This is a genomic window from Streptomyces sp. NPDC052107 (genome assembly GCF_040680215.1).
Classification (GTDB): domain Bacteria; phylum Actinomycetota; class Actinomycetes; order Streptomycetales; family Streptomycetaceae; genus Streptomyces.
Map to the genome: position 1 here is coordinate 92,976 of NZ_JBFAWG010000007.1, position 10,681 is coordinate 103,656.

Here is a 10,681-nt window from a genome sequence, read left to right on the forward strand (position 1 = left end):
GGTCAGACCCCCTCGGACTGGCGGGCGGCCGCCAGGCGGACCGCGTCCATGATCTTCTCGTAGCCCGTGCAGCGGCACAGGTTGCCCGACAGCGCCTCGCGGATGTCGGCGTCGGACGGGTTCGGGTTGCGCTCCAGGAGTTCGTCGGAGGCGACCAGCAGACCCGGGGTGCAGAAGCCGCACTGGACGGCGCCGGCGTCGATGAACGCCTGCTGGATCGGCGAGAGGGCTGCGCCCGGGGAAATGGCGCCCTCGCCGGTCTGCGAGTCGGTGCCCTTGGCCTGCCAGCCCTTGGCCTCGTCCAGGCTCGTCCCACCGCAGGCGCCGGAAGCGCAGCCGCCCTCGGCGCGCTGCTTGGCGTAGTCCGCCAGGCCCTCGACGGTCACCACGTCACGGCCCTCGACCTGGCCGGCCGCGACCAGGCAGGAGCAGACGGGCACGCCGTCCAGCCGCACGGTGCAGGAGCCGCACTCACCCTGCTCACAGGCGTTCTTCGAACCCGGCAGACCGAGGCGCTCGCGCAGGACGTACAGCAGGGACTCGCCCTCCCAGACGTCGTCGGCCTCCTGCGGACGTCCGTTCACGGTGAAGTTGACGCGCATTACGCAGCTCCCTCAGATGCGCGGCGGGCGCCGCGGTACGACTCCCAGGTCCAGGTGAGCGTCCGGCGGGCCATGACGCCGACCGCGTGGCGGCGGTAGCTCGCGGTGCCCCGGACGTCGTCGATCGGGTTGCAGGCGGCCGAGCACAGGCCGGCGAACTGCTTGGCGACCGACGGGGTGATGATCTTTCCGTTGTCCCAGAAGCCGCCCTCCTCCAGGGCCGCGTTCAGGAACTCCTCGGCGGCCTTGGCCCGCACGGGCGTGGGCGCGGCCGAGCCGATGCCGGTCCGGACCGTACGGGTCTTTGGGTGCAGGGCGAGGCCGAAGGCGCACACGGCGATGACCATGGCGTTGCGGGTGCCGACCTTCGAGTACTGCTGCGGTCCGTCGGCCTTCTTGACGTGGACGGCGCGGATCAGCTCGTCGGACTGGAGCGCGTTGCGCTTGACGCCCGTGTAGAACGCGTCGATCGGGATCAGCCGGGTGCCGCGGGCCGCCGACTCCACCTCGACCTCGGCGCCGGCCGCGAGCAGGGCGGGGTGGGCGTCACCGGCGGGCGAGGCCGTGCCGAGGTTGCCGCCGACGCCGCCGCGGTTGCGGATCTGCGGGGAGGCGACCGTGTGCGAGGCGAGCGCGAGGCCCGGCAGCTCGGCACGGAGATCCTGCATGATCCTGGTGTACGGGACGGAGGCGCCCAGCCGTACGCTCTCCTCGCCGACCTCCCACTCGTAGAGGTCACCGATGCGGTTCAGGTCGAGGAGGTACTCGGGCCGGCGGTGGTCGAAGTTGATCTCGACCATCACATCGGTGCCACCCGCAATCGGCACAGCGGTGGGGTGCTCGGCCTTCGCGGCGAGCGCCTCCTCCCAGCTGGCAGGGCGAAGGAAGTCCATGACCGGCTCTCTTCTTCGTCTCGTGGGTCGTACAGATTGAGCCAATCCGTGTGCGGCGGGCGCGGCTCGTTCATGTGCTTTTAACGCGGAGTGGACTCAGTACACCGCTCCGTGCTCCGGCGGTGTCAGTCACCGAAACCATGAAGGAGTTGGCTGGCCACGGCGGGCATCTTGTAGATTCGTATGAACGGAGGTCATCGGTAACCTCTCCGTTTTCCTCGAGAAACGCAGGAAACAGCTGGAGGGCCGCCGAAGCGTCCCCGGGCGTCAGGCTCCCGGGTGACTCCCCCGTCACCCTCCAAGATCCATCGTAGGTTTCGAGACAAAGAACGGCGGCGACGAGATGCGGCTGCGCGCACTTCTGGACACCGATGCGCTGGGCCTGCGGCTGCTCGGTGGCGAGGAGGAGCTGGACCGGTCGGTGCGCGGGGTCATGACCACGGACCTGCGCGACCCGAGCCGCTATCTCTCCGGGGGCGAGCTGGTGCTGACCGGCCTCGCCTGGCGCCGGGACGCCGCCGACTCCGAGCCGTTCGTACGCATCCTGGTGCAGGCCGGGGTGGCGGCGCTCGCCGCCGGTGAGGCGGAGCTGGGCGATGTGCCGGAGGACCTGGTCCTGGCCTGCGCCAAGCACCGGCTGCCGCTGTTCGCGGTGCACGAGTCGGTGGCCTTCGCCACGATCACCGAGCACGTCGTACGGCAGGTCTCCAGCGAGCGCGCCGGGGACCTGGCTGCCGTGGTCGACCGGCACCGGCGGATGATGACCTCGGGACCGGCGGGCGGCGGCCCGGACGTGGTCCTGGATCTGCTCGGCACCGACCTGGACCTGCGCGCCTGGGTGCTCGCGCCGACCGGCCGGCTGATCGCCGGCTCCAAGGTGGCGGGCCCGGCGCTGCCCGCGGACCTCTGCGCCAAGCTCGCCGCCGAGCACCTGGCGGCCACCCGCACCGGCCGCCGCGGCCCGCACCGCGTCCTGCTCGCCGGCAGCACCTACTCCCTCTTCCCGATCCGCTCCTCCGGCCGCTCCCCGCAGGCCGCCCGCGACGTCCGCGAGACGGTGCTGTCGGACTGGCTGCTGGCCGTCGAGGCGGACGCCGGCGACTGGCCCGAGGAGCGGCTGGACCTGCTGCAGGGCGTCACCCAGCTGATCTCGGTCGAGCGGGACCGCCGGGACGCGGCCCGCACGGTGCGGCGCCGGCTCGCCCAGGAGGTGCTGGAGCTGGTCCAGACGGGCGCCGCGCCGGCCGAGATCGCGGCCCGCCTGAGGGTGGCCGCCCCGGTGCTGCTGCCCGGGCTCGGGGCGGCCCCGCACTGGCAGGTCGTGGTGGCCCGCGTGGAGTGGGAGGGCGGCGAGGTCGAGGGCGGCCCGGTCGCCCAGTCGCTCCTGGAGGAAGTGCTGGTCGACCCGCAGGCGACCGGCCCGGAGCCGTCCGACCGGATCGCCGTCGCGCACACCGGCGACGAGGCGATCGCCCTGGTGCCGCTGCCGGCGGTCTCCGCAGAGCACGACGGCTCGGAGACCGGGCTGCTGGCCGACTCCCTGCTGCAGTCGGTGCGGGAGACGCTCTCGGCGGGCCTGAACGACGACGGCCGGCTCACCCTCGGCGTCAGCGCGGCCGTGCACTCCGCGGAGGGGCTGCGCGGCGCCCTGGAGGAGGCCCGGCACGCCCGCCGGGTGGCGGCCGCCCGCCCGGGCCGGGTCTGCGCGGCGGGGCACCAGGAGCTGGCGTCGCACGTCCTGCTGCTCCCCTTCGTGCCCGACGACGTCCGGCGCGCCTTCACGGCCCGCCTGCTGGACCCCCTGACGGACTACGACCGCCGCCACCGGGCCGAGCTGATCCCGACCCTGGAGGCGTTCCTGGACTGCGACGGCTCCTGGACCCGCTGTGCCACCCGGCTCCACCTGCACGTCAACACGCTGCGCTACCGGGTGGGCCGGATCGAGCAGTTGACGGGACGTGACCTCTCGCGCCTGGAGGACAAGCTCGACTTCTTCCTCGCCCTGCGCATGAGCTGAGGCCGGCGGGGGCGCCCGGCGGCCAACCCCGGTCACGCCCGCGCCCCACGACTTTGTGAAATCTTTCACCCACCCTCTTGGCCCGGCCCCGCGATTGGTGCTGGAATGCCGCCACCACTCAACAGCTCGATGGCGTGCTCGGGGAGGGCAACGTGGCGCATACCGCCATGTCTGGTAACGGAACGACCGCCGGTGACGATCCGCTCCAGACCGCGGTATGGCGGTTGCGCTCGCGGGCCTGCTGGGCGGACGCGGCGGCCCTGCTGCCGCCGGACACCCCCGCCATGGGCCTGCAGCGGGCCGCGCTGCTGGTCGAACGGTGTCTGTACACCGAGCGGGGCTGGGAGGACGCGGAGGACGCCCTGCGGACGGCGGAGGCACTCGCCCACACCGACGAGGAGCGGGGGGCCGCCGCCTGCGAGCGCGGCCAACTCGCCTACACGGCAACGCTGCACGGCGTCCGGGACCGCGCGGACGAGGCGCGGGCCGCGCTGGGGCGGGCGGCGGCGCTGGTCCCTCCGGGGGCGCCGGGCCGGGCCCTGCTCGACTTCCGCCGGGGCCTGATCGCGGAGAACCTGACCCGCTCCCCGCAGGCGGCGCGGGCGGCATACCGCCGGGCCCACGCGGGAGCCACGGCGCACGCCGACCCGCTCCTGCTGTCCTTCACCTGGCGCCACCTTGCCGGACTCGCCCTGCGTGACGGCGAGTTGACCGAGGCGCGACATGGCTTCGCCGAATCGCTGCGGATCCGCGAGGAGTTGGGCTACCTGGTGGGCACGGCACCCGCGCTGGCTTCACTGGCCGACGCGGAGTCCGAGCCGGAGGCCTCACGGTTGCGGGAGGAGGCCCGGCGATTGTTCCGGCTGCTCGGAGGCGTACCGACGTGGCTGTCCCGCCAGTTGACTCCGCCGGCTCCGGGGGTTGCTACGGCGTAGGGGCGGGTGGGGGCGGTCTCGTTGCCGGGTGCGGGCGGGCCGGGACTGGTCGCGCAGTTCCCCGCGCCCCTGGGAAGCTGCGGCTGGAGCGCCTCGAAAGGGGCGCGGGGCTGTGTCGATATGCGGCTCCACCGCGTGGGCGCGAACGGCCACGCCGCACCCGCACCCCGGAGCCGGCCCGGCCCCCAACGGCACCTCCCCGGCCTCCTCAGCCCGCGCCCGCGAAGTGCTCGGACACCAATCCCCGCACCACGTCCACGTCCCCGGCGATCAACGCGTCCAGCAGTGCCATGTGCTCCGCCGCGTCCGCGACGAGGTACGCCCGGCCCCGCCGGACCGGTGGCCACTGGGAGCGCCGATGGAGATCGGAGGCGACACGGACCAGCTGCTCGTTGCCCGACGGGGCGAGCAGGGCGCGGTGGAAGGCGCGGTCGCACTCCGCGTACGTCGCCGGGCAGCCGGTGGCCGCCGCCCGTACCGTCTCCTCCGCGAGCGGACGCAGGTCGGCCCACCGCTCACCCGGCACGCTCCGGGCGAGCCGCAGCATCACCGGCACCTCGATGAGCGCACGCACCTCCGCCAGCTCGGCCAGTTCCCGCGCCCCCCGCTCGACCACCCGGAACCCACGGTTGGGCACGACCTCGACGGCGCCCTCCAGGGCGAGCTGCTGCATGGCCTCCCGCACGGGCGTGGCCGAGACACCGAATCGCTCGCCGAGCACCGGCGCCGAGTAGACCTCGCCCGGCTTCAGCTCCCCGGTCACCAGCGCCGTACGCAGCGCGTCCAGGATCTGCCCGCGCACCGAGGAGCGCTGCACCGCCGGCCGCGCGTCCGGAATCGGCCGCTCACTGTGCGTGTGCTCCCCCCGCGCGGCGGGCACGGCGGTGTCCCGCTCGCGGAAGCCGTCGCAGGCGTCCGCCGCGCGCGGCTGCACGGGCACCCGGGCGGCGCCCGGCGGCATCGCGCGCGGTGTCCCCGCGCCGGCGGAGCCCTGCGTGCTCGGCTTCACGGGTCCCTCCTGGCAGCTTGTCGGCACTTGGGTCATTAACAACGGGTTGTCTCCAGTCCGTCAAGCACCATAGGCGCCCGAGGCGACAGTTCAAATTCCGAACGGGCTCGATAAGGCTTGCCTTGCCTAAGTCAATCAGCCGGGCCCGGGTCCACTAAGATCATCGAAGATGGTGCCACCCGCCCACGGACGACCCTCGGGCAGGTGATTCACAACTTCCTCACGCACCACGGGAACTTTCCGAGGAACCACCGGTACGGGTAGTCTTATTCGAACTCAACTCCCGCCCCTCAAGCGGCAGTTCGAGCAGAACGCCGCCCTGGGCATCCCCTTGCGCTTCCTTGGCGGCCTCTTGCCCCGAAACCCCCTGAGGGCCGTCGGGAGTGGGCCACTATGGCGGGCGTTACGCCCTATCCCAATGCAAGGGACCCCTGATGAGACTGACCGACATATCGCTGAACTGGCTGCTTCCGGGCGCCGTACTGCTCCTGGGAATGCTGGCGGCGGTGGCGGTGCTCGCGCGCGGCAAGCGCTCCTCCGGGGAGAACGCGAGCGCGGACGACTCGTGGGAGCGCAGCGAGGAGCGCCGCAGGCGCAAGGAGGCCATCTACGGCACCGCCTCCTACGTGCTCCTGTTCTGCTGTGCGGCGGTCGCGGCCGCCCTGTCCTTCCACGGCCTCGTCGGCTTCGGCGAACAGAACCTGGGGCTGACCGACGGCTGGCAGTACCTCGTGCCGTTCGGCCTGGACGGCGCGGCGATGTTCTGCTCCGTCCTCGCGGTGCGCGAGGCCAGCCACGGTGACGCGGCCCTCGGCTCCCGGATACTGGTGTGGATGTTCGCCGCGGCGGCGGCCTGGTTCAACTGGGTGCACGCGCCCCGGGGCGCCAGCCACGCGGGCGCGCCGCAGTTCTTCTCCGGTATGTCGCTGTCGGCGGCCGTTCTGTTCGACCGTGCGCTGAAGCAGACCCGCCGGGCCGCGCTGCGCGAGCAGGGCCTGGTGCCGCGTCCGCTGCCGCAGATCCGCATCGTGCGCTGGCTGCGGGCCCCCCGCGAGACCTACCGGGCCTGGTCGCTGATGCTCCTGGAGGGCGTGCGCAGCCTGGACGAGGCGGTCGAGGAGGTCCGCGACGACAGGCGGCAGAAGGAGGAGCAGCGGCAGCGCCGGCGCGAGCAGCAGCGCATCGAGCGCGCCCAGCTGAAGGCCATCAGCCGGGGCCACCGCGGCTTCGTCAACCGGGGCGGACGGCAGGTCGAGGTGGAGGTGCAGGCGGTGGAGCGCGGCCCCGCCCCGGCGACCGCGGAGCCTGCCATATCGACCGCGGAACAGCTGCCCGTACGCGCCCGCCCCTCCCTGCAGCCGGTCCGCAGCGGGTCCGCTGAGCAGGTGACCGTCGACCTCACCGCCGAGGACGACACCATGGCCCTGCCGCGCCTGGACTCCCTGGAGCGCAAGCTGAAGGACCTGGAACAGCAGTTCGGCTAGGACCACCGCCGCTCATGACGGGCCGGGGGCGTGACCACACGGGTCACGCCCCCGGCCCGCTTCCCGCCCTGTCCCTCTTCAGGCGCCGGCGCCGCCACGGCGGCAAAGCCGTCGCGGCGCCTCACGCCGCCTCGGCGCCCAGTTCGAACCACACCGACTTGCCCACCCCGTGCGGCCGTACGCCCCAGGCGTCCGCCAGGGACTGCACCAGCACCATGCCCCGCCCATGGGTGTCGTCGTCCGAGTCCGGGCCTCTCAACTCCGGTCTGCGGGCCACGAAGTCCCGTACCTCCACGCGCAGTCCGCCCGGCTCCACGACTGCCGTGAGGACCGCGTCGTCGTCGGTGTGGACGAGCGCGTTGGTGACCAGTTCGCTGGTGAGCAGTTCGGCGATCTCCGAACGGCCCGGTTTGCCCCAGTGCCGCAGCAGTTCGCGCAACTCCCGGCGCGCCTCGGGCACCGCCTTGAGATCGGCCCGCCCCAGCCTGCGCCGGAGCCGGTGTGCGTGTTCCCTGATGGTGCCGGCCTCTTCCCCCGTCGTCGCCGAGGAGCCCCCGACGACCGCGGGACCGCCCCCTCGTGCCTGACTCTTCATGACCCCCGCCCGCACGCCGCTGGACCCTGCCCCTCCTGGTCGAACACGTTCACGGGGGATGCTTGCCCAGCACGCACACAGGCAGTCATCACACATGCCCGATGACCGGCGGTTCGGCCACGGCTGTACGGCGTACGGGCCGGCCACCGGTCCCCGCCGGACCCGGGTGGCCGGCTCCCCTCAGGACCCTGGGCGCCACGGACGCCCCGGGACGGCCAGGCAGATGCGCCCGGCACCGGACGTCGGCACACCGTCACACGCCGTGAAAGTGGCCGAAATCCACCCCTCCGCCTCCGGGTTCAGGGGCGCGGCACGTTGCGCAGGTTGGAGCGGGCCATCTGGACCATACGGCCGACGCCGCCGTCCAGCACCATCTTGGAGGCGGACAGGGCGAAACCGGTGACCATCTCCGCGCTGATCTTCGGCGGAATGGACAGGGCGTTGGGGTCGGTGACGATGTCCACCAGGGCCGGTCCCTTGTGCTTGAGGGCGTCCTTGAGCGCACCGGCCAGCTGTTTGGGCTTCTCCACCCGGATTCCGTAGACACCGCAGGCGCGGGCGACGGCCGCGAAGTCGGGATTGGTGTTGGCGGTGCCGTAGGAGGGCAGCCCGGAGACCAGCATCTCCAGCTCGACCATGCCGAGGGAGGAGTTGTTGAACAGCACGACCTTCACGGGCAGGTCGTACTGCACGAGCGTCAGGAAGTCGCCCATCAGCATGGAGAACCCGCCGTCGCCGGACATGGAGACCACCTGCCGGCGCCGGTCGGTGAACTGGGCGCCGATCGCCATGGGCAGCGCGTTCGCCATCGAGCCGTGCGAGAAGGATCCGATGATCCTGCGGCGGCCGTTCGGCGAGATGTACCGCGCGGCCCACACATTGCACATCCCGGTGTCGACCGTGAACACGGCGTCGTCGTCGGCGACTTCGTCGAGAACGGCGGCCACGTACTCGGGGTGGATCGGGATGTGCTTGTCGACCTTGCGGGTGTACGCCTTGACCACGCCCTCCAGCGCGTCGGCGTGTTTCTTCAGCATCCGGTCGAGGAAGCGCCGGTTGGTCTTCTCCTTCACCCGCGGGATCAGGCAGCGCAGCGTCTCGCGCACGTCGCCCCACACGGCGAGGTCCAGTCGGGAGCGGCGGCCGAGCACCTCGGGCCGTACGTCGATCTGGGCGATCCGTACGTCGTCGGGCAGGAAGGCGTTGTACGGGAAATCGGTGCCCAGCAGGATCAGCAGGTCGCACTCGTGGGTGGCCTCGTAGGCGGCGCCGTATCCGAGCAGTCCGCTCATGCCGACGTCGTACGGGTTGTCGTACTGGATGAACTCCTTGCCCCGTAGCGCGTGCCCCACCGGAGACTTGATCTTCCCGGCGAACTCCATGACCTCCGGGTGCGCGCCCGCCGTGCCGCTGCCGCAGAAAAGGGTTACCCGGTCCGCCGCGTCGATCATGTCCACGAGCGCGTCGAGCTCGGCGTCGCCGGGCCGGACCGTCGGCCGGGAGGTGACGAGGGCGCTCTGCGCGGCCTTCTCCGGGGCCGGTTCGGCGGCGATGTCACCGGGCAGCGCGACCACGCTGACACCGCTCTGCCCGACCGCGTGCTGGATGGCGCTCTGCAGCAGCCGGGGCATCTGCTTCGGGCTGGAGATCAGCTCGCTGTAGTGGCTGCACTCCTGGAACAGCCGGTCAGGATGGGTCTCCTGGAAGTAGCCGAGGCCGATCTCGCTCGACGGGATGTGGGAGGCGAGCGCGAGCACCGGGGCCATGGACCGGTGCGCGTCGTACAGGCCGTTGATCAGGTGCAGGTTGCCCGGGCCGCAGGAACCGGCGCAGGCCGCCAGCTTCCCGGTGATCTGCGCCTCGGCGCCGGCCGCGAAGGCGGCGGTCTCCTCGTGGCGTACGTGGATCCAGTCGATGGCGGCGTTGCGGCGGACGGCGTCCACCACCGGGTTGAGGCTGTCCCCGACCACGCCGTAGAGGCGGCGCACACCGGCGCGGACGAGGATGTCGACGAACTGCTCCGCTACGTTCTGTTTGGCCATGCACCCATGGATGCACAGGGGAAACGGTTACGCCTCCCACACGGCCGCCGCCGTACGGTCGTCGGCGTAGCCCTTCACCCGCACCTGGGCGTCGGCGAGGAAGGCGGCGAGCCCCGGCGGGGTGCGGCCGGACCAGCGGCGGGCCAGGTAGGCGCAGAGGGCGGCCTCGCCGCGCAGCGGATCGGCCAGGCCCGCGGTGCACATCACCAGGGCATCACCCGGGCGGGCTACCGAGGCGCGGAACCGGAACGGCTCGCGGGGCGGCTCGGGCGCCGGTTCGTACGGGCTCGGCGGGGTGGGGATGCCGAAGTCCATGGTGAGCCGGTCGCCCTCGGGGGTTTCGGCAAACGTTCTCGCGGGCGGGGAGCCGAAGCCGACGACGGAGCCGCCGGCGGTGTCGGCGGGTGACACCTTCGGCTCGATGTCCTGCCACGCGCCGTCCCGCAGCCGGAACAGGCCGCCGTCGCCGACGCCGAAGAACACGCGTGTACGGCACTCGGGGTCGGCGGGCACCAGCAGACAGCGCAGGCTCGCCGTGTACTCCTCCGGGTCGACGCCCTGTTCGGCTGCGTCAGCCCTGAGCTTGCCGAGGCTGCGGTCGGTCAACCGGTGCAGACCCGACTTCAGCTCACCGCGCCGGGCCGCCCGGATGTCCTCCACGAGCCGGTGATGACTGCGCCCCACGGCCTGCCCGATCCACCGGCACGCCTCGGCCGCCGCCAGATGCGCGCCCGGGGTGCCCCGCACCCCGGTCGCCATCGCGACCAGCACCAGCGCCTGCTCCCCCGTGCCGAACCGGGCGGTGAGCAGCGAGTCCCGGCGCGGCTCGCCCCGGTACCGCGCCGAGTCCCCGCGCAACGACACGGCCCGCAGCGTGCAGGCCCCGTACCGGGCACCGTCCAGCACGGTGTCCGCGACCAACTCCCCCAGCCCGTCCGGATCGGCGACCGGCAGCGCGGTGGGCTCGGGGTCGTAGGTGGGCGGTCCGGAGCCGACGTAGTCGACGGCGGAAGGGGGTGCAGGCGAGCCGACGTAGTCGACGGCGGAAGGGGATGCGGGCGCGGGAGAGGCCGAGGCGGGCTCGGGGTCGTGGGCGGGCGGTCC

Annotated in this window: 9 protein-coding genes; 3 read left to right on the forward strand and 6 right to left on the reverse strand. The window is 72.6% G+C overall.

Features of this window, described 5'->3' with window-relative positions; translation table 11 throughout:
• Positions 1 to 2: 2 nt before the first annotated feature.
• Together AB0M27_RS10010 and AB0M27_RS10015 are read right to left on the reverse strand one after the other, a co-directional pair.
• The gene (locus tag AB0M27_RS10010; RefSeq protein WP_365719855.1) at positions 3 to 602 is read right to left on the reverse strand and encodes a (2Fe-2S)-binding protein; all 600 of its coding nucleotides are present in this window, start codon (positions 600 to 602) and stop codon (positions 3 to 5) included.
• Complete coding sequence (locus tag AB0M27_RS10015; protein ID WP_365719857.1) at positions 602 to 1,495, reverse strand: FAD binding domain-containing protein; 894 nt, start codon at positions 1,493 to 1,495, stop codon at positions 602 to 604. Before AB0M27_RS10015 ends, AB0M27_RS10010 begins: the two co-directional genes overlap by 1 nt.
• A 343-nt stretch (positions 1,496 to 1,838) precedes the next feature.
• Here AB0M27_RS10015 and AB0M27_RS10020 point away from each other — a divergent pair, with 343 nt between their 5' ends.
• Together AB0M27_RS10020 and AB0M27_RS10025 are read left to right on the forward strand one after the other, a co-directional pair.
• The gene (locus AB0M27_RS10020) at positions 1,839 to 3,512 is read left to right on the forward strand and encodes a PucR family transcriptional regulator ligand-binding domain-containing protein (protein WP_365719859.1); all 1,674 of its coding nucleotides are present in this window, start codon (positions 1,839 to 1,841) and stop codon (positions 3,510 to 3,512) included.
• A gap of 167 nt (positions 3,513 to 3,679) precedes the next feature.
• Positions 3,680 to 4,447 (forward strand): hypothetical protein, encoded by a 768-nt coding sequence (locus AB0M27_RS10025; RefSeq protein WP_365719861.1) that lies wholly within the window; start codon positions 3,680 to 3,682, stop codon positions 4,445 to 4,447.
• 208 nt (positions 4,448 to 4,655) lie between these two features.
• Here AB0M27_RS10025 and AB0M27_RS10030 read toward each other — a convergent pair whose 3' ends face one another.
• The gene (locus AB0M27_RS10030; RefSeq protein WP_365719863.1) at positions 4,656 to 5,456 is read right to left on the reverse strand and encodes a GntR family transcriptional regulator; all 801 of its coding nucleotides are present in this window, start codon (positions 5,454 to 5,456) and stop codon (positions 4,656 to 4,658) included.
• Between the two features lie 434 nt (positions 5,457 to 5,890).
• Between AB0M27_RS10030 and AB0M27_RS10035 the strand changes: the two genes are divergently transcribed.
• On the forward strand, positions 5,891 to 6,940 hold the full coding sequence (locus AB0M27_RS10035) for a DUF2637 domain-containing protein (RefSeq protein ID WP_365719865.1): 1,050 nt from the start codon (positions 5,891 to 5,893) through the stop codon (positions 6,938 to 6,940).
• A 121-nt stretch (positions 6,941 to 7,061) separates the two neighbouring features.
• On the opposite strand, the gene AB0M27_RS10040 is transcribed toward AB0M27_RS10035, so the two are convergent.
• The 3 genes from AB0M27_RS10040 to AB0M27_RS10050 all read right to left on the reverse strand — a co-directional run.
• Positions 7,062 to 7,535 (reverse strand): ATP-binding protein, encoded by a 474-nt coding sequence (locus tag AB0M27_RS10040; RefSeq protein WP_365719867.1) that lies wholly within the window; start codon positions 7,533 to 7,535, stop codon positions 7,062 to 7,064.
• Between the two features lie 299 nt (positions 7,536 to 7,834).
• Entirely contained in the window at positions 7,835 to 9,577 is a 1,743-nt protein-coding gene (locus AB0M27_RS10045; RefSeq protein WP_365719869.1) for a pyruvate dehydrogenase, read from the reverse strand.
• A 27-nt stretch (positions 9,578 to 9,604) separates the two neighbouring features.
• A partial coding sequence (locus AB0M27_RS10050; protein ID WP_365719871.1) for a protein phosphatase 2C domain-containing protein occupies positions 9,605 to 10,681 on the reverse strand: 1,077 nt, incomplete at its 5' end.

Bases quoted from the DNA above. Each gene is read 5' to 3' on its own strand.
- AB0M27_RS10015 (WP_365719857.1), bottom strand. From the start codon at position 1,495: ATGGACTTCCTTCGCCCTGCCAGCTGGGAGGAGGCGCTCGCCGCGAAG.
- AB0M27_RS10035 (WP_365719865.1), top strand. From the start codon at position 5,891: ATGAGACTGACCGACATATCGCTGAACTGGCTGCTTCCGGGCGCCGTA.
- AB0M27_RS10020 (WP_365719859.1), top strand. From the start codon at position 1,839: ATGCGGCTGCGCGCACTTCTGGACACCGATGCGCTGGGCCTGCGGCTG.
- AB0M27_RS10025 (WP_365719861.1), top strand. From the start codon at position 3,680: ATGTCTGGTAACGGAACGACCGCCGGTGACGATCCGCTCCAGACCGCG.
- AB0M27_RS10040 (WP_365719867.1), bottom strand. From the start codon at position 7,535: ATGAAGAGTCAGGCACGAGGGGGCGGTCCCGCGGTCGTCGGGGGCTCC.
- AB0M27_RS10010 (WP_365719855.1), bottom strand. From the start codon at position 602: ATGCGCGTCAACTTCACCGTGAACGGACGTCCGCAGGAGGCCGACGAC.
- AB0M27_RS10045 (WP_365719869.1), bottom strand. From the start codon at position 9,577: ATGGCCAAACAGAACGTAGCGGAGCAGTTCGTCGACATCCTCGTCCGC.